Origin of the sequence: Strawberry lethal yellows phytoplasma (CPA) str. NZSb11 (genome assembly GCF_000397185.1) — a bacterium.
In the GTDB taxonomy this organism is placed as follows: Bacteria; Bacillota_I; Bacilli_A; order Acholeplasmatales; family Acholeplasmataceae; genus Phytoplasma; species Phytoplasma australiense.
Map to the genome: position 1 here is coordinate 96,107 of NC_021236.1, position 24,050 is coordinate 120,156.

The following is a 24,050-nucleotide window of genomic DNA, read 5'->3' on the forward strand; positions in this document are numbered from 1 at the left end:
ATTAGAAAAAGTATTGTTTGAGCCAGAACATTCACTCCCATTGACGTACCATTCATCTATGAAAGTATTTATAACATAACGATATCTACATTTTCCCCCTTCTTCATTATAAATGTCTCTTGATGAACGACCAAATTTATCTCTTATTTCTCCAGCTGAATAAGAAATGCCAGGTTTAATGTAACATTGGTTTAACCAATTTACATAAGCATCACGATATTGTTTGGCGAGTTTAATTTGGAGTGTATCATTTTTACAAACTACAAAATAACAACAATCAGTAGTTTCAAAAGTATGTTTGACTATTTTAATCGGGAAAAGAATAGAAATTTTTTTATAAGCAGGAGAAGTAATTTCTATATAAGCATCACGATTTTCGCTTTGTTCTTCATAGTCATCTTCTTGAACTAGAGGAGGAAAAGTGTAAAGGTTGTTTTCTCGTTTCCAGTCACGAATAGCTTGGTAAGGATCAATAGCATCGGGTAATTTAATTTCTTTGATTCTTTTTTAGTAGTGAAAGAAAAAAGATAGATTTTTTTGGCACCATTAGAGAGTTTCTTTAAATCTTCAATATTGTAAGTTTGGGAACTTTCTGGGAAAAAACGGATTCCATCATCAAAGTAAATAGCCTCTATTTGTTGTTGTTGAGGTGGTTCTAGTTCAGAAACTGGTTCACTAAAAACTAATTCTACTCCACCAATATCATATCCTATTTTATTCATATCAATAGAAGGTGTACAATAATATTTTCCTGGGGCCTTTTGTATGCTTTCTCCTCGTATGGTACATTCTTTAATTAATTCTCGAGTATCTCTATAAACTCGCATTAGGCTGAATTCTTCAATTTTCAAAAAATCAATCTTTGGAGTAAATATATATGTGAAAGGTTTATCAGACCAAAAAGTAAGAAAATCTATTTTTTTCATACTAGTTTTATGATTATATTTTTTTTGTGCTTGTAAAAGCCAATTTTTGATTTCATTATCTTTTTCATGGGTTGTGTAATTTATTGAAGGTAAAGGAACAACTAGACCAGTAGTTGGAGTAGCGTTGTAACAACCTAATTTAGTTGGTTTGGGTTCTTTGATGATTTTGTTTTTGATTAAGTATTCGTTTATCGCTTTTTCTTTATTGTCGCTTGCAAAGATATCTAGCTTGACGAAAGTTATATTGACATTTGTTTGAGTCGGTTGTTTGTTAGCATCCCAAAAGACAAAAGCTTCCTCAATAGCGATTTCGTATTTTAAAAGGTCATCTAAGGTGTATTCATCGTCATCTTGAGGATATTTCTCCTTAAAAGGGTTTTGCCTGGCTTTGAAAAAAGCACAGATTAATCCTGCAGGAGGATTTTTGAGTTCATAGCAGAAGAAATTTTTGGTATAAGGATTGTAGGTAGGGTTATCCAAACCATAATTAGAAGTTTTAATGTTGAAATATTTTAGGATTTCAGGGATACTTTCTTTGGATAAAACAGGAATGTCATATCTTTTCATTTTGGGTTGGGTCGCTAACCATTCTTGTTGGAGGGTTTCGTAATCTGCTAATTTAATTTTAGTTTTGTTTTGACTATGAAAAAAAGAAGAATTAGCATTGATGAAAGGGACAAAATTGAAGATAATAATTAATAACATAATTATTAATTTTTTAGATAAAGGGGATTTTAATTACTTTAAACATTATTTAATAACCTCCTTTTTTGTGATTTGGGTATAAAAAATACCCCTCAATTAGAGGGGTGGTTATAAATTAGATTGAAAAATGATCAGTTTTAGTTTATGCCAAAATTGTAAAAATTAAAAGTAGGTATTTACAAGGTTTTTTGAGAGTTCACTTAGAGGCTAAATTGGATTTAAAGGGGTATAAATCAATCCCTAGGGTAATAACCCTAATTGTAATTAAATCACAGCCAGAGGGGCAAAATAATGCGTTAAAGAGGCATGTTTGATTTTGGGGGATATTTTTTATAACTCAGTTGGTGTGATTTCATAGAGGGAGTTGAGGGATTTTAAGATTTCATTTTTATCTTGTAATTCAGCATCTTTATATTGTTCTTCTAACATTTTTTTAAATTTTTCAGCACCAGATAACATATCTTGGTAGTATTTTTGGGATACTTCTAATTTACCAATTTGAACCTCAACTTCGCTGATTTCTTCAATTATTTTTTGTTTTTCTTCTTGAATTTTTTTGATTTTATTTTCGTTACCTTTTCTATCTTTTTTTAATCTATCAAGTTCTTGTTCTTTTGCGTCTTGTTGTTGTTCTAGTTTTTGTTGTTTTGGTTTTAAAGCTTCTATTTGAGGTTGAATAGAATTTAATTGAGATTGGTGTTCATCACAGACTTTTTGTTCTTCATCTATAGATGTTTTTTCTTGTTTTAAATAACCTAAAAAACGCAATTTCCAACTATTTTTTAATTTATTGATTTCTTCTTGTTCTCTCTCTGATAAATCCGATGGTAATTTATAAGTGTCAGTAGGTTCGGTGAAAAGATAAGTTTTAATTTTTTCTAACCGAGCAGATGTTGTTTTGATTTTTGGTTGGGGGGTTCTGTAGAACGTTTAGATCTGGAAGGAGTTGGAGTGGTTTCGGGTTCTAAGGAATCTTTTTCTGGAGTTTGTCCTAAAGGAGATAAAGAATTTTTTTCGTTTTGATAATCATTAAATCCTTGTTTAATGCCTATGATAATTGCTATTCCGAAAAGTAAAATGATAATAATAGTTACTAAATGTTTTTGAAAAAAGTTGGGTTGCTTCATAATTTATTTACCTTTCCTAATAATGGCGATTGGTGATAATTAATCATATCACTTATCACCATTATACAATTTTATTAATAAAATAATTAGCTAAAATAATTATTTATTTGGAATCATAACCATTTCAGGGATTTTGCCAACTCGTCTAGCTTTTAGGCGTTGTTGAGCGCGAGCGTAACTCGGATTTTTTTGTTTTAGTTCTTCTTTTGCAGTGTTTAATTCTACTTCTTTGTTACTTAAAACGTATTCTAATTCATTTTGTTTGTTAAATAAGGGGGTAATTTTTGAAACTTCTTTTTGTTTTTCTTGTAATTCTTTGATAATAGTTTTGTATTCATTAATAACTGATTGTTCTTCTCTTGCAATTTTGGTAACTGTTTTTCTAGATTGGGCTAATTCTTCATTTAAATTATTTTTATTTTGACGAAGTTTATAATCACCTAATTTTTTTTCGTAATCTTTGTAGTCAGCGTCGAGTTTGGCTAAATCACGGTCGATATCTTTAGTATACATCTCTAAAGCTTCTTTGGTAATCATTGGTGGATGTTCTTTATTTTCATTAGCTACTTCATTATACATGTGCCATAAACGGTGACCTTCGTGAAGAACTAAAGTAGCTTTTGACATGCCTTGAGCGAACTTACGTGTAAAAGTAACTGATTTGCCTATAATTTTCAGACCATATTTAGCAGGGATTAAGTCAGTAACTTTATCAAAACCTTTGAAGATCCATTTGACAATATTTCCCGCTGATGCTTCATTTTCTTTTTCATAAGTTATCATGCGGTTATACATTTCTTGATATTTTACTTTTAGGGATTGATATAATTCTTTTTCGAGTTTGATTTCTTCAAGTTTTTTATTGACTTCATCAATTTCTTTTTGGATTTCGGCATGACGTTCTTGTACAGATTGGATTTGATTATATAAACTTTTTTCTCCTTCAGTTAAATCTTTATATTGTTCTTCTAACATTTTTTTAAATTTTTCAGCACCAGATAACATATCTTGGTAGTATTTTTGGGATACTTCTAATTTACCAATTTGAACCTCAACTTCGCTGATTTCTTCAATTATTTTTTGTTTTTCACTTTGGAGTTTTTCAATTTCTGCTTGTAATCTAATTTTATCATCAGGAGAAGCTAAATTTTTTTCTTCTTGTTTTTGTTTAATTTCTTTTTCTTTGGCTTCTTTTTGTTGTTCTAATTGGATTAGTTTGCCTTTTAAAATAGTAATATTTTTGTCATTTTTGTTTAAATTTTCTTTAATTTCTTTAATTTTTGTTTCATTGTTATTCAGAGACTCTTTGATTTTATATTTATCTTTTTGGGTTAATTCTTTTTGTTCGTAAAGTTCTTTTAATTCTGCTTCACAATTTTGTAATTCCTTTTCCCAATCTTTTTTTAAACCATGATAATTATTAATTGTTTCATCGTATTTTTTAATTGCTTTATCAATTTTTTCGATTAATTGGCCTGTGTATTTACTTGATGGTTCAGTTTTATGAAAGAAAGATAAGTAAAGAAAACTGAATAGGGTAAGAATAATTAAAAAAGGAATTAAATAACTTTTTAGGGTTGTGGTTTTTTGATTGTGAGAAAATTTGTTTTTGATGAAACAAAAAAGACCAAAAACAGTAGTAGCAAGCAAAAACCATGTTAAATAAGATTTTAAGTTAATAAAACCTTTCAGAACGTCTAATGGTGATATCATATTTATTCACCTCCTTTCGGGGTTAAATTGTTTTCAATTTGATCTAATAAACTGGTATCTGGTGAAATAATCAATTGATAAGCCTGTTTTAAATCTTCTTTGTTAATTTCACTTCTTTTGTTTTCACCTTTACCACGGTTTTTAGCAAAAATACTAACAGTGGTTTTTAACAGGTTTTCTAAAGTACGATTGGCTTTTAAGAATTGTTGATTTTGTGGTAATCTTTCCAAAGCTTCGTTAATTACTTCAAATAAATACTGTTTTGCTTCTTCACTATAAGGGTTTTTTCTTTTCTTCATTAAGAATTCTAACATTTGTTGACGTTCGGTTTTATTTCCTGGTTTTACTTCAATGTTGTACGTAAAACGGGATTTAATTGCTTCATCAATTAAATGATATTGATTTGTTGCCCCGATGATGAAAATTGGTTTATCAGGGTTATTATCTATGGAAGTCATTTCGGTTTTGAATTGGTTAACAACGTTAGCTATTTCTGAACCTGCTTCTAACATGCTTAAATCAGTAAAAATAGTTTCACATTCATCTAAAAAAATGATCGCCCCATTACATTCTTCGGCAACAATTCTTGCATCAGTGAATAAATCTTTTACCATTTGCGGTGCTAATCCTTTATACTTTTGGGAAAATAAGGAACTATTTACTTCAAAGAATGGTAAATTAGTTTCTTTGGCAAGCGCTCGTGCTAATGTTGTTTTACCTGTACCAGGAACTCCATACATTAAAATTCCTAGGGGTGGTTCAACTTGTCCGATACCTTGGTAGTTTTCAGGATTTTTTAAATAATTAATAAATCCTTGAACTGCTTTTAATTCTTCTTTAAACCCAATTAATTTGTCAAAACCTATAAATTTTTGGGGGTCAGAAGGTTTAAAAACAACTCCTTCTTTTTGGATAATTGTGTTAGTAGAAAGATTGTTATTATCTAATAAAGTTTGTGTTTCATCTTTGGGTATTTCTTCTTGTTGTTTAAGTAACCCTTCGTGTTGGTTTATTTTTTCCTCAGTGATGATTAAAGTTTGGTGATGAATCCAGACATAAGTTGCTAACCAAAATAAAAAAAATAAAATGACAATCGTCATTACTTTTAAGAGAAGTGGTTGTGTTGGGGTTTTGGTTTTCATAATTAATTTCCTTTCTCAAATAAGACTAAGTTTTTTAACTTAGTCTTATTTCTTTTAATTAAGCTAAATTTTTGATTTTGTTTTCAATAGTTGAACTACCACCGCTCAACGCATTTCCATCTTTATCGACTAATTCATAGTTAAGAATTAAAGTTAGGTTTGGGTTTTTTGTTTGAATAAAGTTGTTTTGTTCTAATTTAATTTGAATATTGATATTGCCTCTGCCGTCATTATTGATAACCATTTGTTGACGTTTGGTGTTATCATAAGTTGTGTTATTATTTTTAACTTCTAAATTAAAGAGTGTTTCAGGATTAGAAAAAGTGTTATGAGTGTCATATTTTGGTGTTATTTTAAGGTATAAAGGAACACTAACGTCCAATCCATTTGAGTTTAGAAGAACTTGGTGATTAATGGTAACTACATGATGATATTTGTTTGGATTTAAATTAGGTAGTGGTAAAGGGATAAGGGTTTTATCTTCATTGTTACCGCTTATTCTATTTACTTCAAATAAAGGGGCATCGTTTTCGCTCATTAATTTAATTTTTTCTTGTTTTTGACGTGAGAAATAATTATTAATAGCCACAATAGAACTAATGGCAAAAAAAGAACAAATTAAAATTGTAAGAACAGTAATTATTTTGTTTTTAGTTTTGTTATTTGGTTTTTGGTTTTTTTTCATGATTATTTACCTCCTAAGGTTGATTTAATGATAGCAATTAAATTATTTATACCTGTGGTTAACCAAGGGATTTGGTTTTGGTAATAAATAACATTGACAAGTATAATAAAATTAAAAATGATTGTTAAATTTATAAATGTTTTAAATAAATTGCCTTTGTTGTTATTGGAAGTTGTTTGAGTTGGTTGTTTTTTTGGGGTGGTTGGTACTTTTACTACCGTTGTTTTGTTTGGTAGTGTTTGTTTTGAATTTAGTACTTTTTTATTTTTTAATTCGGTTGATTTTTTATTTGTTTTTTTCTTTTTTATTACTTTTTTAATCATTGTTTTTTCTCCTTTGTATTAATTATTTATTTTTTTGTAATTTTCTAAATCATCCTTTTCTTTTGATTCATTATTTGGTTTGGGAAGAATTGAAGATGATTTAGGGGTTTTAAATTCTTTTTGTGTTTCAGATTTATTATTGATTTCTGGTAATGGAAGAAAATTAAAAAAGATTTTTTTAATGATAAACATTAAAGCAGTTGTGAATAGGGCGCCAACAATAAATCCGATGGCGAAATTTAGATCATTCATTTTCTTCCTCCTTTTTAATAATTGGGTTGATATTTTGCGATTTTAATTGTTTTTTTCTTGCTTTTTTCTCTTGCCAATGAGAAACTTTAACTCTTTGAACCATAATTTGGGATTGGAGTTTTTCTTGGTTTTCATTGATTTTATCTAGTTTTTTTAATAATTGTTTTTCTAAATATTCTTGTTTGGCATTTTGGATTTCTAATTTTTGTAGTTTTTTGTTGGGGAAAAAAATACCCAAAATTAAATCTTTGAAGAAATTTAAAGTGTTTGCAATTAATTTAAAAATTGGTTTGAACCCAAAAACAATAAGAATAGTGAAAAGTGTTGTTTGGATTCCATCCATTCTTCGTTCAAGAATTTCAGTAGTTGTAAATCCTTTGGTATAATTTAGAATAAAATTGCTAATTGTTGCAAATATTGAAAATAACCACATATTTTTTTACCTTTCTTAATAATCTTTAATAACTTTTCTTCGTTTTTTTAAACGATTTCTTTTTGTTTTTAAAAGTTTTATTGGGGCGGTCTAAATTAAGCCATTTCCCTTTTGGTTGATTATATTTATTAGTTTTTTTCTTGGATTGGGAATTGCGGGATTTGAAATAAGTCCCATTAAATGCTTCTGACATGCCGTCGCTCATATTATTCATTCTCCTTATTATTTTTATTAATCTTTTTATCTAATTCATCAAGTTTTTCTATTGATTCATCCAGTTTTTTATGTGTTTTATTGAATCGTTCTTGGGTTTGGTTTCTTGTATCATTAACTTCATCGAGAACTTTATTTTGGGATAAACCAATTTGACGAGTTAATAAATAAGTAGTCATTTTGGTTTGTGGCTATTCCACAGAAATAATGCGGTTTTAAATGGTTAACGTTAAAAATTAAAATTTCTGAATGAAAAACAACGTTTTCAAAAACGTCTTTGGGAAGACTAATAATAGAAGAGATTTCGGGATATTCTTGATTTAAAAATTTCTGTAATCGCTTGCTATTTAGTGATTGATTAAGTCTGAATCCATAAGGAGTAAATAAAACAATTGGGATATCTTTACCAAAAAGTTCAATTATTTTACTTAACCACAACTCAGGCAACAAAGGACGACCACCATATTTTTCCTTAACATAACTTTTAGTTTTAAAATCTAAATTAAAAGGTGGGTTTGTTATTACCAAAGATATTTTTTGTTTCTTTAATTCTTTTTGACTTAATTCTAAAAAATTTTTATGAATTAAATTAGGGAAGGTTGTTTTTTCTATATCAACCCCCAAAACATCAAAACCTTTTTCTTTCCAAGGAAATAATAAAGATCCTTCGCCAACGCAGGGGTCAAGGATTAAACCGCGTTGGATTTGAGGTGATAAAATATTATATAAAAATTGCGATACCCAACTGGGAGTATAAATAGTAGCTTTTTTTTCATTTTTGAAAAAATTATTTCTATCAACTCGATACATTTTTTTATTTTTCCTTTTCTTTTTTTATTTTTCCTTTTCTTTTTTTATTTTAATTTAAGGTTTTTAACTCCATCTTTGAGGGTTTTTGATAGTTTGAAATTTACCACAGTTTTTGCAGGGATTTTTAGTTTTTTACCTGTTTGAGGATTTCGTCCTAAACGGGCTTTTTGGCTTTTTAAAATGAATTTACCAAGTTGGGGGGATAAAACTACCTCTTCGTTTGATGTGATTGCTTCAATTAAAGCATTTTCAAACGAGTTGTAAAAATCTTGCGTTTGAGTAACTGAAGTGTTATTCATTACTGCGATGTTTTTGATTAATTCTTTTTTTGTCATTTGATTTCTCCTTTTTTGTTTATATTTTTTTTGATTAAAGTTTTAATTATTTGGGGTTTTTTATGTATGATTAATATTTTTTTGTTGCTTTTATGCTCCCATTGGGGTTGTAATAGATTTCATTAAAAACAGTTCCATCTGGGTTGTATTGGGTTTGTTTGGTTAATTTACCTGTTTGGGGGTTATATTCATTAGTATAAATTAACGTTTTGAAGTCATCTTGATAGCAATTTATGGTGTGGTTTTTATCATCTATTATTTCTTCTCCAATTGTGCCATCAAGATGATAATTAATTGTTTTGATTATTTCTGCAGTTTCAGGATTCCAACAAATAATACAATTAATGGTTTTGCCATCTTCACGTAACCAAGTTGATTTATTTAATTTGCCATCAGAGTAATATTCAATAACAAACCTCTTTGTTTTGCCGTCGCCGTAATAATGAGTTTCTTTAATTCTTTTATGTGTTTGAGGGTCGTATTCTTGGATGACATATATTGTTTTGCCATCGGAATAGTATTGGGTTTGTTTGGTTAATTTACCATCTGGGCTATATTCAGCAACAAATTTTATAGCTGTTTTAATTCCTTTGTGATAAAAAGTTTTTTGATAATTCATATTATTTATGCTCCTATATGTTTATTGTTTTCAGAGAAATATTCTAAAATGTCTTTGTTTTTAATAATCTTTTTAGACCAACCAGAATCATAATCTTTGTAATAACTTTTTATCCATGGGTGTTCCATGTGAGTTTGAGAAGATAAATCATTAGGTGATGCATCGCCGTATAACAAAATCATAAAATCAAGGATTTGTTTTTGAGTTGCATTTATTTTAGTTATATCTCCCATTGCTAAAACTTCGGGATTTATTGGTTGATAAGTAAAATCTTTTAATTGCTTGCATAATTCAGGAAAGACAGGACCATGAATCCAAGCTTGGATTTGTTCTTTTACAAGAGGTTTTTTTGTTTTTACTAGATGTTTTGCATGAGCATAATAAATCATTTTATTTAGTTTCATTTTAGTAGTTGAATGAGGATTATTTTTAACAATATAAAGAGCAACATCAAAGACATTAATAGATTCTTTTTTCATAATTATTTTTCTCCTTTAATTAAAATATTTGTTTGTTGATTAAAATTTTCATTATTTGGGCTAAATTTTCTTTTTGCGAGTTGGTTGCGTTAATCATAAAATGATTACAATTTTTGTGGTTGCAATTTGCATCATTACAGTATTTATGTTGGTTTAAATAATGTTTGCGGACATTTTCAAAATAATTTAAGGGTTTTTGTTCAATGAGGTCTAATTTATGATTTGATTGAGTTTGTTTTCGTTTTAGCCCAATTTTAGGGTCAATATCTAGGTAAAAAGTTAATTTAGGTTTAATTAAGAAATGATTGATGATTTTTGAAGTAATTTTGTCATCATAATCTATGTAATTACCTTTGCTTTGATAAGCAAAAGTAGAATCATACCAACGGTCAACTATAACAAGATAACCACCCAATAAAGCAGGGATTATTAATTCATCTTGGGTTTGTAACATGTTGGCAAGGCTAAGTAAATATTTAGTTTTAGGGCTTATTTTGGATTGATGTAAAAATAAATTTCTGATTTCTTTTCCAACGATGGAACTGCCTAAACCTTGAAAAAATTTAATTTGATAGCCTTTATTTTCAAAAGAATCTTTTAATTCGTTAATTAAAGTAGTTTTGCCGCTTCCGTCAACACCTTCAAAACTAATTAATTTATTTGTCATTAGAGCGAACCATCTTTTTAATTAAATTAATAGGTGAAAAAGGAATGAATTGGTTGGTTAGTAAGTTTTGTAAGAATAGATTAGCTGAATTAGAAAATAAATTGATTACTTTGTTAATTGATTGTACCTTACCATTTTTAATTTTATTATTTAATCTTTGAGTTTCGGATTCATCATTTGTTAATAAATAGAAGCCAAAACGAGTGTCTAGTTTTTTAATTTGTTCTCCTTCTACTATTGATTGTTTGTAACGTTCACGAAGGCAAGTTTTGAAATTGAAAGCAATAATGCGTTTAGTTTTGGTAAACAATACTAAATCAAATTTAATATCGGGGATGAAAAATAAATATGATTGAGGATATAAATATTTAATTCCTTTGTGATTTAGATAAAGCAAAATTAAGTATTCGTTAATTTTTCCGCGAATTGATTTTTGGCTTTGAGAGTTGTATTGGTTGTTGGTTAAATATTCATTGAGTATATTATGGCAATCAAACATATATTGATTAAAAACTTTGTTGAAAAAAATTGGTTGAACTATTTGTTTGGTGATGTTAACGCACAAAGATTTATGATTAAAAACGTTAATATTATTAAAATCTAAATTAGATATTTGTTTCATATTTTTATTTCCTTTTTTATTCTTATTCTTTTGCTTCAAATCTTTGGATTTGTTGATAAAAATTAAAACTACATTCGCCTTTGGGACCGCTACGGTTTTTGGCAATAATTAAATTCGTATGTGGGTTGTTATCAGGTGTTTGATAATAACTTTCGCGGTGTAATAACATCACAACATCAGCGTCTTGTTCAATTGATCCCGCATCTCTTAAATCTGTTAATTGTGGGCTTTTGACTTCTCTTACATAGGTTGAACGGTTAAATTGACTCAAAGCTACAATTGGAATATTAAGTTCACTTGCTAGTTTTTTTAATTTGCGTGAAATCTCAGATATTGCTTGATATGTATTAAAACTTTGGGGGTCTTTTAATAAATGGAGGTAATCAATAAAAACAATATCAAGTCCTTTAGTATATTTCATTTGACGGCATTTGGTTTCAATGTCTTCAATTTTGTTATTTCTATCATCATCAATTAAAATGTTTAATTGCGTTATTTCATCCTCAGCAATAAGTAACTGTAATTTTTCATTTTTAGTTAAGTTTTTGTGTTGGAGTTGTTTTAAAGGGATTTGAGAAGCAGAAGAAAGCAACCTAATTGCTAATTCTTCCGCTGCCATTTCTAAACTAAAAATAACTGCTTTTTGGTTTTCAGGGTTGGTAGTAAAGTTTTTTGCAATATTACAAGCCAAATTTAACATAAAAGCAGTTTTTCCCATCCCAGTTCTTGCTCCTAAGATAATTAATTGGTTAGGTTTGAAACCAGAAATTAATTCATCTAGATTTTTAAAGCCTGTTTTTATTCCTACAAATTGGTTGTCTTTTTCATCATTAACTATACTTTGGCGAATATCAGGAATTAATGTTTTTGTAGAAATAAAAGGAGATTTGGTTTTTTGCATAAAACCTTCTACTTGGTTTTTGACTGTTTGCAAATAATTATGGATATTTTTTGATTTAGATAATTCAGTAGGTAATTGCTTAATTAATCCTAACAAATCTCTTTTAAGGGAATTTTCTTTGATTAAATCAATATATGTTTCTAAATATTCACTTGCAGGGGACCCCTCCACTAATTCAATTAAATAATCAATTCCTCCTATTTTGTATAAATTGTTATCTAAAACGGAACCCACCGTAACATAATCAATTTCGCGATTTTGCAGTTTTAATTGCTTCATTGTCTCAAAGATACAACGATGCTTGGGGTTGGAAAAATTGTTTGTGTTAACTAAATTTATAACAGCATCCATTTTTTCTTGATTTAACAATAGTGCTCCCAATAATGCACGTTCGGCTTCAATCATCTTTCAAACTCCTTTTTTTGTGATTTGGGTATAAAAAATACCCCTTCAAAAAAAGGGGTTTAGTTTATATATTAATTAAAAAGTTTTTTCTTCTTTAATTGTTCCGTCGGAGTTGTAATGGGTTTCTTTGATTGGTTCCTCTGTTATGGGGTCATAATCGGTAATAAAGTCAATTGTTTTGCCATCTTTATGGAACCAGGTTGTTTTAATAAAATTCAATGTATCGGGATCATGTTCGTGAATGGCGTAAATTGTTTTACCATCAATATTGTAGTAAGTAGTTGTGTTTTTTTTACAATTCATATTATTTATTTCCTTTTTTATATATTTTTTTTAATTTAGCAATTGCTTTGTTTTTGATAATTGCTACTTGCCTTGAAGATAAATTTAACATTTGTCCTATATTTTTGTTGGAATACTCAATTTGGTGCTCTTCATTAATATTTCCAAAAGGAATCCCAAAACTTAATCTAATAATTTCAAATTCTTGGGGATTTAAAATATTTTTAAGTTTTTTTAAGAATAATTCATGATTAGCTTGTTTTAACCATAGTTGATGGGGGTTGAGGATTGTGCTCCACCTGGGTTGCTTTGCTTCTTCCCATTCTTCGAAACCAATTTTAGTTATTATTTTTTTGTGTTTTTGAGGCATTGAAGCTGATTGACACTTGCGGATAAGTTCGTGAATCGCAAATTTGATGTGTTCGATGGCGTATCCAATAAACTGGTCAATTTCTTCTTGAAATTCATACCCTTTGAGAGAATTGATTAAACCTAAAACGCCTTCTTGAAATAAATCTTCTCTTTGAAGTGATTTAGGGAAGTATTTAAATTGGTTGGCTATTTTTTTTACTAATGGAAAATGCATTTCAATTAATTTATTCCTTTTTTCTAAATTATTTTTATTTTTTAAAAAATCTTTAAATAATTTTTGTCTTAACATTTTATTCCTTCCTAAAAATATTTTTAGAAAAGATATGAAATTATTTTTTTAGTCTTGAAAAGAAAAAAAGACTAACTATTAAGTTAATCTTAAAGAATTTTTAAAAAGTAAAAAGTTGTCCAAAGTTTTGGAACACCTCAGATAAACCTTTCACATATAAAATTGTTCCAAAGATTGATTTTTATAAAACTGGATTCACCCAAAATGCAAGGGGTTATCAAGCATATCGTGGAGAAATAAATAAAAATACCATACAAGGAGAAAGTATAGAACTATCCCCAGGTAAATATTATTGCGAACCTTCTATTAATATGAGAAATATACCATATTCCACTAATGGAGCTGATTTAATTTTTAGCGAACCAACCTCACAGACCGAACCACCACAAAATTTAATCAAACTTGATGAAGCAAAAGAAAAATTAAAAAATATATCTCAAGAATTAGCAAATTATGAAACTAATTTAAAAAACGCTCAACTAGAATATAATCAATTATTAGAAAATCAAACCCCAGATGATAGTTTGCAACAAGAATTAAACAATAAAGAAAATCATATTAAAACTTTAAAAAACGAAATGCAACAATTAGAAATTAAAGAACAAGGTTTTAGAAGTGAAATTGATGCTTTAAAATTGGAAAATAAAAACTTAAAAGAAAAATATACTAATGATTTAACTAAAATCAAACAAGAACTTGATGTATCTAAAACCGAAAACAAGCAACTAGAAAAAGAGATGCAAGAGATACAAGCTGAATTGGTTAAAAATGGTAACGCTGATGATGCATTAGTTAAACAATTAAATCACAAAGAAGCTCAAATAAAAGAATTAAAGGGTAAAATTAATAACTTAGAAGCCAACGAAACTAAGTTGCAAGAAACAATCAAACAAAAAGACGAAGAAATTAAGCAATTACAACAAAGAGTTCAAGAACAAGTAGAACAAATTATAAAATTAACTGCTGAAATTGAAAACAATATAGAAACTTTCAAGCAACAAGCAATGAAAATTCAACAACTTGAAGGTGCAATTGCAGGACTTGAAGGTGCAAGTGGTTTTTTGGGTAGTGATAATAAAGAGTTGCTGCATGAAATCAATAAACTAAAAACTCAATTAGACGCCGAAAAAGCTGCGCATATTGCAACAAAACAAAGATTGGAAAAAAAGATTGTTAAGTTAAATGAAGATAACTTAAGATTAACCAATGATTCGGAACAATTAAAAGAAAAAGGAAAATCTTGGCAAACAGGTGTAAAAAACGTAGGTGCTGCGGTTAACATAGGTATTTCCACCAAAGCTGGTGTGATGATGGGTGCTACTTGGGGAAGTGCTGCGGGCCCTTTGGGTACGGTTTTAGGTGGAGTTGCAGGTGGTGCAATTTCTGGTGCTGCAGCTGTTGCTAGTAAATGGGACACAGTTAAAAAATGGTTTAATTGGTAATGCAATTTTTTTTGCATTACCAGATTGGATTATGATACAATGATGATAAGTTATAAAAATAAAAAAGGAAGTTAATTATAGGATGGAGTTATTTAAAGTATTAGTTATTATAGGTATTTTAGGAGTTTTTTTTGGATTGGGTCCTTTATTGATTTGGTTTGTTCAAAAACACGTAAATAATAAATTAAATAATGTAGAAAATATTAAATTACAAATTGAAATTGAGACAATAACTAAACAAGAAAAATTAAACCAAAAAATATCTGAGTTAGTAAATAATAAAGCTTTATCAGTTCAAGAAAAAACTGAATTACAAGAAGAAAAAAATACTATTCAAACTGAATTAAACCAAAAAAAAGCAGAATTATCACATAATCAAATGTTGGCAGGACAATTAAAAGCTAAAAAATATAAAAAAAGAAATCCAATAAAACCAATAATTATATATTATTGTTATTATAATAAGTATATTTGCTATTTTCGGTGGTTTTATATTTTTAGACAATAAATACGATATAACAACGATATAACAAATTCAAAACCCAAAACTTATACTATTACTGAACCTAAAATAGAAATTGAATCTGAATGGTTTGAAGGATACCGTTCTAGAGATGATAACTATCAAATTAAGAAATATTATAAAGCAGATGGTTATGACCCCAATGCAGAATTTGGGTCACCTAATGATTGGAAAGGTATTCCTTGTCAAAGTTATAGTCATAATGTTAATCACCTTGTTTTGGGTCACCAAATGATTAAAGTTAAATACACTTTCTACGGTCTCAATGTCCTTGGTCGCGGACAGCACCGTGAATACGAGCCAAATGATATAATGTCGTTTATGAAAAATCCTTTTGACAAATGGGAAGTAAAAGACAGCAGGATTGATTTTTTTGATACTTTCATTATGAAACATAAAGGTGATGATTCATATTTCGGTAGAATAAATTTTATCCACAACCGTTCAAACCACTACACAGAACTCGAATACAAAGGCCCAAAATGGTTAATTGAAGAAGATAAAGATTTTTTCATGGATGAAGTGGAATGTCATATCATAGATCCAAAAGATTCCATAGATCCAAAATCCGAAATGAAAAACTACTATCTTCACTTCAACCCAAAACAAAGATATATCACACTTTACACTAAGAAATTTAATACAAAAAATAATTAAAATAAATAAAAATAAGGAGTTTAGTAATTAATGTTTAAATTACAAAATCAATTAAAAATAATAAGTATTTGTTTATTAGCTTTTTTAGGAATGTTATTAATAAATAATAATCAAGTTATGGCGATGGAAAATAATAATTTAGAAGAAAAAGAAATTAATTTTTCAAAAAATAAAAAGAAATTAAATTTTATATCAGAACATTACAAATATACAAATAAAAACCAAAAAATAAAATTTAAAAAAATATTAATTGATAATGAGCCTGAAAAAAAACTTTTAAAAACAAATAAACAAGCAAAAAAACAAAAGACAAAAAAAATATTAAATTTGAATACTATCCCAGAAGAATAATAATTTAATTAATATTTTAAAACAACAATAAAACTTCTTAAAAGATTTTATTGTTGTTTTTTCAATTTTTGCAAAATAACTAAACAGTTTTTTTAACAATCAAGGCTTAAAAAAATAAAGTTATGTTAATAAAACAGAAATGAGCTTAGAAATGGAGAAAAAATTAAAATTATATTCTTTGGATGTTAAATTAAAGGCTGTTTTCGCGAAACAAGAAGGCAAAAGATGTAAAGAAATACAACAAAATTTAAATATTACAAATCGGAGTCAGATTTATCAATGGGTAGAGTGGTATGAATTAAAAGGAGCAGAAAGGCTAGAATAATCAATTAGAGGAAAAGGAAAGGTTGTTGAAAAAGGGATTAATCCAATTAAAACAGCAATTAAAAATCAAATCAAAAATAGTTTGAAGAAAAATAGAAAATTATATTTAGACATTATTAATAAATATCAAAAAGAAGTTTCGTTAGAAAAATTGATTAAATGGTTATCTATTTCAAAAACTAGTTATTTTCGGTGGATTAAACAAAGTCTTCATCCTAGACCTCAAAGTGAATTGGAAAAAACCTTGTTTCAAATATGTCAACAAGGTTCGTATATCACAACTGATGACAAGAGAAAAAGAAGGATTGGTTATCGCGTGGTTCATCAAAAATTAATTGACCTTAAATTTAAGATAAACGCTAAAACTGTTTTAAAACTGATGCATCAATTTGGGTTATTATCACAAAGAATACACCTCAAACCTCAATATTATTATGATTTAGCTATTCAAAAAGAAAATAATTTAAAAAACCTAATTCAAAACAATTATCACGCCACAAGACCGTTTGAAAAATTATGTACAGACATTACTTATATACCTTTTGGAAAAAATAATCAAAAATTATTTGTTTCAGCGATGATGGATTTGTATAATCGTGAAATTATTGGTTACAACATTTCTAAAATTGCTGATGTTGATTTTGTAATTAATACTTTAAAAGTTATTCCTACATTAATAATCCCTTGCATTCTTCATTGTGATAGAGCAAGTGTTTATACTTCTAAAAAATATCAAACTGAGTTAAAAGCTAATAATCTAATAACTAGTTTCTCAGCTAAAGCCATGCCAACTGATAATGCTTGCATGGAGGCATTTTGGGCCAATATGAAACGTGAAACTATCCATTATGAAAAAATGCAAAATTTAGACGAACTTCAAATTATAGAAATTATTGTTGATTACATTGAATATTATAATATGTATCGCAAAATGAAAGTCCTAAATTATTTATCACCCAAAGAATTTAAAACTAAAAATATTAATTAATAATTAAAACTATAAGCCCTTCATAACGGAGGGCAATTTGTGTAGGTTTTTTTATAGACCTCAAAAAAAAGGTGTTTTAAAAAACCACAATCACCACTTAAAACTCAAAATTTTGCCCTTATATGACACTTTTGGGTGATTGGTAATGATAAAATCAAATCATAAATATAAAATCATTTAAGAGGTAATATTTTGAATATTCATTTTTTATAATTAATAAAATTCTTTAAATCAATTCTTTTTAGATTATTGTGTAAAAAAAATTATTTTTTTATATTTTAGTATTGACAACAATAATATTTTATACTTATAAAATATAAAATTTTTTCTTCAAAAAACCAATTAGAAAAGTGGTACTGGTTGAGAACAACAAATTTAAAAATAATTAATATTTTATATTTTGACAAATAATTTTAATTATGTTATAATAAAGGCAATTAATAAACAATTTGGTTTTTCAAAAAATCATATTTTTTTTGGAAAAAAATGTTGTTCTCAAATGGTGCCATTTTTGTGGAGCTTACCAAAATTATTATTTTCTTTTTTTGATAAAAGAGAATTTATATTCTTTTCCTTGCCAAAGACGGATGATATTGGAATGATGTTTTAAAATAATAAAGCAAGTTGATAAACCAATAAAAAAGTATAATATTTGATTTTGAGATATATTTGTTATGCCAGGATGATGATTGATGAAAAAAAGCAATAAATCAACCAAAAGAGTTGCCATAATTGAGGCTAAAGAAGCATAACCCACAAAAATGAAAAGAAGAGCGAAAAAAAGAATCCCCAATAAACCAATGAAAGGATTAATCGCAGTAATAACTCCAACTGAAGTTGCAATTGCTTTACCGCCTTTAAATTTATTAAAGATAGAAAACATATGACCGAAAATAGGCAAAATCACCAAAAGACAAATAGCTATATCTTTATAACGATTGTCACAACCGTTAATAAATATTAAATCCTTAAAGTTTTTAAATCGTAGACAAATAATAGCAGGGACAAGTCCTTTAGCAAAATCAAATAAAAAAACTACAATTCCCCATTTAAATCCCAAAATTCTTGAAGCATTAGTTGCTCCTACATTACGAGATCCCACCAAACGTAAATCTTTTTTTTGAGTTAATTTACCAATTATTAAACCAGTTGGAAAAGATCCTAAAGCATAAAACAAAAGAAAAAAAAAGAAAAAATATATTGAAACCATTATAAAAAATCCTTATCTATTTATTTTGTAAGTTAAAAAAATCGCAACCATTTTATCATATCAGTTTTGGAAAACAAAACATAATCAAAACATAATTGATTTTTATTTATAATCAAACTGGCTGTTCCAATGTTTGATGACAAAAAAGCAAGAAGAACTGGTTTTTAAAATATTGATACCTAAAAAAATTCCTAAATTAGACCTAACAAAAAATATGATACTTTAATTAATGTTGATTATGGCAAAACCTTGACTTATAAAAGTTTTTAAGATGACTTAATTTAATGCAGAGTTTTTTTAATTTGAAGAAATTGTAATTACCACAATATTTTTAAGTTTGAAAGAATAAGTTTGCAAGAAAAAATAAAAAAGTTGTCTCAAAAAAGCAACAATGAAAAAAATTTTCAAAAACTAAACTGCAAGCGTTAAAAAAGCTTTGAATTAATTACTTCTAAAACTCAATTTTGTTTTGTTTTTTTGATTTTATCTAAAATAAAATTGGTAATAAAAACAATAATTAAATAAATGGCACAAACTATAATATAAGGAGTCCATAAATCAAAATCTAGAGTTGTATTTCTTTGAGCTTGCAATAAAAGACTTGATAAACCAATAATTTGGAATAAAGATGTATTTTTGATATTATTGATAAATTGTTGTCCCACAGAAGGATAAGATCTTTTAATCCCTTGTTCGAAAATAATATAGTGAAAAACTTGTTTATGGCTCATTCCTAATGCGTATCCTGCCTCAATTTGTCCTTGAGACAATATTTTAATATTATGCATCATAATTTTAACTAAATTGGCGGCTGTATTTAAAACAAGAACAAACAAAGCGGCATAAAAGTTCATTGTATTATTTCTTAATATTTGAAATAAATTGAAAAGATTAAAAACCAATAATGCTTGAATTGTTAAAGGAATAGCATTTAAAAAACTGATTGTTTTGTTAATGAAAAAAGAAAAAGTTCGATAAACACGCATTAAATTTTTTTGGTTTGTTTTTTGATAGTGTTTAATTAATGTCTTGGTTTTGACAAATATCAAAGCTAAAAGAAAACCTAAAATAACGCTATCTATGGAAATGATGAAAGAAGTAATAAAACCTTTTTTGTAAGTTGGCAAAGTGGACCATATTTTTTTAGTTAACTTGATAAATCCTGGAAAGGGTTTTTGATTTTTTAGTTTTTGTTGTATTTGTTGATAATTTTTAATAGCTTTATTCAAAAAAATGTCTTTATATGCATCTGATATGGCATCAATTTCATCTTCTGATTTTAAAGGTTTTGTATTTAAATCTAAAACTTTTAATAAAGCTTCTTTAATTTTGGCTTTATTTGGGTAGGAAGAATTAACAAAAAGACCAAAAGGTTTTAAATCACCAAAGACATTATTATTTAATTCAACACTTGCAAAATCATTAGGAAAATTATTGACAATATTTTGAATAACAGGAGTGTCATTGACAAAAGCATCAGTGTTGCCTTTTTTAATTAAATCTAATACAGCAGGCAAATTATCTCTAAAATTATTTTCATCTACTTGAAATTTTGGGTTATTTTCGAAATATTCTTTTAATTTTTGAACATAAAGAGAACTTGGAAAAGTAATTATTTTCTTTTTGTCTGATATTTCTTGGATTTTTTGGGGATTGATTTCATCTTTTAATTTTTGATAATCTTTGAGATTTTCTTTTTTAATTAAAATGCTTGCAGTAACTTTAAAATATGGAATCACTTCACCAAGCTCTTTTTGTCTTTGTTCATTTGCGTTTAAAGCACCAATCAAAAGATCAGCCGTCCCTGTTTTTAAAGCGTTAACGGCTCCATCAAAAGAATTACCAAAAGATTTTATTTTTAAATTTTTTGCCTAATTTATTAGCAATCGCTTGTATTAACGCAATATCAGAACCTGTAATATATTCTCCATTTAATGTTTTAAAACTGTTTTTATCCCCCTCAACGCCGACAAAAGCACAAGGAGGAGCGCAATCAACCGTTGCCAAAACAAGGGAAGAACTGGAATTAACATCAGATTTATCGCTTGTTAATAAAATATCAAAATGAAAATAAATCATTAATAAGAACAATAAAATTAGAACAGTTATTTTAAATATTTGTTTAGGGTTTTTATTAATTATTGGGATTTTTAAAATTATTAAATTATTATCTTTATCTATTAATTATTTGGTAAAACAAAGATTAAAAGTTTGAATAAAGTTGAGTATTTTTATTTATCAAGTATTTTTTTAACATTATGGGATGATGAAACATTTAGGACACTTTTTATTTTTTTCCTGAATGGGAAAATAAAAAAAGTTTTTGTTTTTTTCTAGCAATAAGATTTCAAAAACGTAACAACTAATTTAGAAATTTTAATTTAATTAATTATTTCGTGTTTTGTGTTGTTTAAACGATTTTTTTACAACAACAAATCTGATGCAAATTAAAACTTATATCTTTGGAGCTAATTTAATAGAAATACTTTTTTTCAAATAGCGGCCAATTAATTTATTAATGCCAAAACATTAAATAAAAAACATTAAATAAAGTAAATATTTTAACAACTAAAAAAATTTAGTTTTTTGTTTTTGTATTGTTTTTTCTTCTTTTCTGTGTTATATAATTATATATTTTTAATTATTCTTTAACAAAACAGTTAAAAAAGATTCAAAACCTTATTATTGGAACATATAAAAGAGAAAAAAATGAAGACAAATATTTTTTTTCCAAAAAGACACAACAAACGTTTAAGAAATTATTTTTAAAAAAGATTTTTTGGCGATGCATAATCATCGTCAATGATTTTATTACTATTTATTAATTTCAAAAAAATTAATTTTTATATATTTATATGCCAAAAGTTAAAAAAAGATTCGCCAACTACAACAACTAAAACAAAAAGAGACTTTTTAAGGTCTCTTTTTTTCTTTTAAATATCTATTTTTCGCTTTTTAAAAGTCTTAAAGCATTCAAAATGACTAATAAAGTACTTCCTTCGTGGCAAAAAACAGCCAAAGGTAAAGGGATTTGAGTTATCATGTTTATTAAATTAAGAACGACAACAACACTCATAGCAAAAAAAATATTTTGTCGAATAATTTTATTTAATTTAAGAGCTACTTTATGGGTATAAATAATTTTAGATAAGTCATTTTTCATTAAAACAGCATCTGCAACATCAATAGAAACATCTGTGCCATTTTGCATTGCAATACCAACATCAGCAACTCTTAAAGCAGGAGCATCATTAACGCCATCTCCTACCATAACTGTTATTCCGTATTTGTTTTGTAATTGCTGAATTTTTTTTACTTTTTGTATAGGTAAATTATTACCCCAAGCTTGCTTTAAATTCAATTCTTCTTTTAAAAAAAGAACGCTTTGTTCGTTATCGCCTGAAATAACTACTGTATTAATATTTTTCTTATTAAAATAATCTATCAATTTCGTTGCTGGAAGTCTTACTTTATCTAAAAATGCCAAAGCAATAAGAACGCGATTATTACTACTAAAATAAATAACTGTTTTTCCTTGTGATAAAAATTTTTCTGTTTTTATTTCCAAATCTTTAGATACTTTAGGAAAGGCAATTGCTTTAGAAATAAGATAATAATCATTTTGATAAAAAGCTTCTATTCCAACGCCCACTAAATTAGTGATTTCTAACATTAAATGAGAGCGGATATTAAAATAATTTTTAATCGCTGCAGCAAAAGGATGGTTAGATTTTTGTTCCATGGCTAATAATATTTCTAAATAATGCTGGTATTTTTCTTCAGAAATATGAGGGTCTACATAAAGATCCGTAACTTCTGGTTTTCCTTCGGTTAAAGTCCCTGTTTTATCACATGCAAAAGCTTTGGTTTCTGCCATAATCTCTAAAGATTTAACGTTTTTGAATAAAACTCCTTTTTTAGCTAAATTAGTGATTGCTGCCAAAGTGGAAGGAATATCAGAAGCAGCTAAAGCACAAGGGGAAGAAACTGTTAAAAAAACCATCGTTTTAGAAAATAATTTTCCAAAATCCAGCTTACTTGCATCAAGGAAATTAATAATTCCCCCTATAGTTAAAACAAAAATCACTATAAACATAATAGCCTTGACATAAACAGGTTCTATTTTTTTGATTAAAGTAGCTGTTTTAGAAAAACTATTTTTGGTTTGAGAAACTAATTTCACAATTTGAGCAAAAACAGTTTTTTCGTTAGTAGTTGTCACACGCATCACGAAAGTATTATTAACATTAATAGTGCTTCCATAAACTAAATCCCCAGGTTGTTTTTCGCAAGGAATAGACTCACCTGTAATATTAGATTCATCAACACAAGGATAACCAGAAATAATCACGCCATCTGTAGGAATTGCATCGCCTTCCAAAATTAAAAGTAAATCTTGAGTTTTTAAATGTTGAGAAGAAATAATTTGCGTACTGCCGTCTTTTTGCAATAAGCGTGCTTCTGAAGGGTGTAATTTTAAAAGGTTTTTTATTTCTTTCTGACTTTTGTTTTCTACGTATTGTTCTAAAAAAGATGCTCCAGAAAAAATTAAAATTAATAAAATAGCTTCACTATGATTCGCTAAAAATAAAGAACCTAAAGCTGCTAAAGACATTAAAATGTCGATATTAGGAGTAAATTTTTTATTTGCTTTAGATTCTTTGCAAGTATCTATAAAACCTTCTGAAATAACACTATAACCTAACAAAAATAAAATAATAAGTGCAAATGGTAAAGAAAAAGGTTGTAGGGTTGAAAAATTAAAACGTTGCCAAAGGAAAAAAATTAAATATAAAAAGATACCTATAAAAAAACAAATTAAGGGTTTTTGATTTGTTTTTTCGTTATTGACATTCAAATTTATAACACCTTTCAATTAATTATTTATAATTTTATTGTTTTTTCATAAGAATTTTAATCAAAAAAAATTAATTCTCTTGTTCTGGTTTGTCTTCAACAGGATTATTTAAAACATCTTGATATTTAGTTAAAATACTCTCTTCAATTACTTGACGAGTTCCTGTATTCACGGGATGCGCAATATCTCTAAAAGTGCCTTTAGTAGTTTTTCTGCTTGGCATAGCGATGAAAATACCTTTTTCGCCTTCTATAATTCTAATATCATTAACAACAAAGCAATCATCAAAAGCAATTGATGCAACTCCTCTTAATCTGCTTTCTCCGTTAATTTTTCTAATTTTTACATCAGTAACTTTCATCTTTTAAGCCTCCATAATTTGATTTATCTTCTGAAA

Annotated in this window: 26 protein-coding genes and 3 pseudogenes; 5 read left to right on the top strand and 24 right to left on the bottom strand. The window is 27.4% G+C overall.

Annotated features, from left to right (window positions below; genetic code table 11):
- Positions 1-407: 407 nt before the first annotated feature.
- The 19 genes and pseudogenes from SLY_RS00435 to SLY_RS00525 all read right to left on the bottom strand — a co-directional run bounded on the left by SLY_RS00435 (position 408) and on the right by SLY_RS00525 (position 13,300).
- Entirely contained in the window at positions 408-1,631 is a 1,224-nt protein-coding gene (locus tag SLY_RS00435) for a hypothetical protein (protein ID WP_015637671.1), read from the bottom strand.
- A gap of 330 nt (positions 1,632-1,961) precedes the next feature.
- A pseudogene (locus tag SLY_RS00440) lies at positions 1,962-2,758 on the bottom strand (hypothetical protein).
- Between the two features lie 99 nt (positions 2,759-2,857).
- The gene (locus SLY_RS00445) at positions 2,858-4,471 is read right to left on the bottom strand and encodes a coiled-coil domain-containing protein (RefSeq protein WP_015637672.1); all 1,614 of its coding nucleotides are present in this window, start codon (positions 4,469-4,471) and stop codon (positions 2,858-2,860) included.
- A 2-nt stretch (positions 4,472-4,473) separates the two neighbouring features.
- On the bottom strand, positions 4,474-5,571 hold the full coding sequence (locus SLY_RS00450; protein ID WP_015637673.1) for an AAA family ATPase: 1,098 nt from the start codon (positions 5,569-5,571) through the stop codon (positions 4,474-4,476).
- A 100-nt stretch (positions 5,572-5,671) separates the two neighbouring features.
- Positions 5,672-6,298, bottom strand: a complete 627-nt coding sequence (locus tag SLY_RS00455; RefSeq protein WP_015637674.1) for a hypothetical protein — start codon at positions 6,296-6,298, stop codon at positions 5,672-5,674.
- 2 nt (positions 6,299-6,300) lie between these two features.
- Positions 6,301-6,621, bottom strand: coding sequence for a hypothetical protein (locus SLY_RS00460; RefSeq protein ID WP_015637631.1), 321 nt, complete (start codon positions 6,619-6,621; stop codon positions 6,301-6,303).
- 18 nt (positions 6,622-6,639) lie between these two features.
- A complete protein-coding gene (locus SLY_RS00465) occupies positions 6,640-6,873 on the bottom strand; it encodes a hypothetical protein (protein WP_015637675.1) in 234 nt (77 codons plus the stop codon).
- Positions 6,866-7,306 carry a hypothetical protein gene (locus SLY_RS00470; protein WP_015637676.1) on the bottom strand — a complete coding sequence of 147 codons (441 nt, stop codon included), beginning with the start codon at positions 7,304-7,306 and terminating at the stop codon, positions 6,866-6,868. Before SLY_RS00470 ends, SLY_RS00465 begins: the two co-directional genes overlap by 8 nt.
- Before the next feature lie 25 nt (positions 7,307-7,331).
- Entirely contained in the window at positions 7,332-7,520 is a 189-nt protein-coding gene (locus SLY_RS00475; RefSeq protein ID WP_015637677.1) for a hypothetical protein, read from the bottom strand.
- Complete coding sequence (locus tag SLY_RS00480) at positions 7,513-7,698, bottom strand: hypothetical protein (protein WP_015637627.1); 186 nt, start codon at positions 7,696-7,698, stop codon at positions 7,513-7,515. Before SLY_RS00480 ends, SLY_RS00475 begins: the two co-directional genes overlap by 8 nt.
- A complete protein-coding gene (locus SLY_RS00485; protein ID WP_015637678.1) occupies positions 7,652-8,329 on the bottom strand; it encodes an N-6 DNA methylase in 678 nt (225 codons plus the stop codon). Before SLY_RS00485 ends, SLY_RS00480 begins: the two co-directional genes overlap by 47 nt.
- 44 nt (positions 8,330-8,373) lie before the next feature.
- Entirely contained in the window at positions 8,374-8,664 is a 291-nt protein-coding gene (locus SLY_RS00490) for an HU family DNA-binding protein (protein ID WP_015637626.1), read from the bottom strand.
- Positions 8,665-8,734: 70 nt separating this feature from the next.
- Entirely contained in the window at positions 8,735-9,283 is a 549-nt protein-coding gene (locus SLY_RS00495; RefSeq protein WP_015637679.1) for a DUF2963 domain-containing protein, read from the bottom strand.
- Between the two features lie 5 nt (positions 9,284-9,288).
- On the bottom strand, positions 9,289-9,762 hold the full coding sequence (locus SLY_RS00500) for a Panacea domain-containing protein (RefSeq protein ID WP_015637680.1): 474 nt from the start codon (positions 9,760-9,762) through the stop codon (positions 9,289-9,291).
- 19 nt (positions 9,763-9,781) lie between these two features.
- Positions 9,782-10,429 carry a dTMP kinase gene (gene tmk / locus SLY_RS00505; protein ID WP_015637681.1) on the bottom strand — a complete coding sequence of 216 codons (648 nt, stop codon included), beginning with the start codon at positions 10,427-10,429 and terminating at the stop codon, positions 9,782-9,784.
- Positions 10,419-11,051, bottom strand: coding sequence for a hypothetical protein (locus tag SLY_RS00510; protein WP_041784267.1), 633 nt, complete (start codon positions 11,049-11,051; stop codon positions 10,419-10,421). Before SLY_RS00510 ends, tmk begins: the two co-directional genes overlap by 11 nt.
- A 22-nt stretch (positions 11,052-11,073) precedes the next feature.
- Positions 11,074-12,357, bottom strand: a complete 1,284-nt coding sequence (gene dnaB, locus SLY_RS00515) for a replicative DNA helicase (protein WP_015637683.1) — start codon at positions 12,355-12,357, stop codon at positions 11,074-11,076.
- A gap of 75 nt (positions 12,358-12,432) precedes the next feature.
- The gene (locus tag SLY_RS00520; protein ID WP_015637684.1) at positions 12,433-12,660 is read right to left on the bottom strand and encodes a DUF2963 domain-containing protein; all 228 of its coding nucleotides are present in this window, start codon (positions 12,658-12,660) and stop codon (positions 12,433-12,435) included.
- A gap of 1 nt (position 12,661) precedes the next feature.
- Positions 12,662-13,300: a sigma-70 family RNA polymerase sigma factor gene (locus tag SLY_RS00525; RefSeq protein ID WP_015637685.1), complete on the bottom strand. Its 639-nt coding sequence runs from the start codon at positions 13,298-13,300 to the stop codon at positions 12,662-12,664.
- Positions 13,301-13,419: 119 nt separating this feature from the next.
- On the opposite strand from SLY_RS00525, the pseudogene SLY_RS00530 reads away from it, so the two are divergent.
- The 5 genes and pseudogenes from SLY_RS00530 to SLY_RS00545 all read left to right on the top strand — a co-directional run.
- Positions 13,420-14,742 (top strand): annotated as a pseudogene (locus SLY_RS00530) (coiled-coil domain-containing protein); the annotation flags it as partial.
- Between the two features lie 82 nt (positions 14,743-14,824).
- Positions 14,825-15,922: pseudogene (locus tag SLY_RS05780) on the top strand (hypothetical protein).
- Positions 15,923-15,952: 30 nt separating this feature from the next.
- Entirely contained in the window at positions 15,953-16,273 is a 321-nt protein-coding gene (locus SLY_RS00540; protein WP_012358829.1) for an SVM family protein, read from the top strand.
- 139 nt (positions 16,274-16,412) lie between these two features.
- Positions 16,413-16,598 carry a helix-turn-helix domain-containing protein gene (locus SLY_RS05565; protein WP_015637689.1) on the top strand — a complete coding sequence of 62 codons (186 nt, stop codon included), beginning with the start codon at positions 16,413-16,415 and terminating at the stop codon, positions 16,596-16,598.
- A gap of 69 nt (positions 16,599-16,667) precedes the next feature.
- A complete protein-coding gene (locus SLY_RS00545; protein ID WP_420893819.1) occupies positions 16,668-17,585 on the top strand; it encodes an IS3 family transposase in 918 nt (305 codons plus the stop codon).
- A gap of 532 nt (positions 17,586-18,117) precedes the next feature.
- On the opposite strand, the gene plsY is transcribed toward SLY_RS00545, so the two are convergent.
- The 5 genes from plsY to spoVG all read right to left on the bottom strand — a co-directional run bounded on the left by plsY (position 18,118) and on the right by spoVG (position 24,014).
- Positions 18,118-18,795: a glycerol-3-phosphate 1-O-acyltransferase PlsY gene (gene plsY, locus SLY_RS00550; protein WP_015637691.1), complete on the bottom strand. Its 678-nt coding sequence runs from the start codon at positions 18,793-18,795 to the stop codon at positions 18,118-18,120.
- 458 nt (positions 18,796-19,253) lie between these two features.
- The gene (locus SLY_RS00555; protein WP_081632667.1) at positions 19,254-20,651 is read right to left on the bottom strand and encodes an ABC transporter permease subunit; all 1,398 of its coding nucleotides are present in this window, start codon (positions 20,649-20,651) and stop codon (positions 19,254-19,256) included.
- Positions 20,635-20,886 carry a hypothetical protein gene (locus tag SLY_RS00560; RefSeq protein ID WP_015637694.1) on the bottom strand — a complete coding sequence of 84 codons (252 nt, stop codon included), beginning with the start codon at positions 20,884-20,886 and terminating at the stop codon, positions 20,635-20,637. Before SLY_RS00560 ends, SLY_RS00555 begins: the two co-directional genes overlap by 17 nt.
- 850 nt (positions 20,887-21,736) lie before the next feature.
- Positions 21,737-23,653 (bottom strand): heavy metal translocating P-type ATPase, encoded by a 1,917-nt coding sequence (locus tag SLY_RS00565; protein WP_148284432.1) that lies wholly within the window; start codon positions 23,651-23,653, stop codon positions 21,737-21,739.
- Between the two features lie 70 nt (positions 23,654-23,723).
- Positions 23,724-24,014: a septation regulator SpoVG gene (gene spoVG, locus SLY_RS00570; protein WP_015637696.1), complete on the bottom strand. Its 291-nt coding sequence runs from the start codon at positions 24,012-24,014 to the stop codon at positions 23,724-23,726.
- Positions 24,015-24,050: the final 36 nt, after the last annotated feature.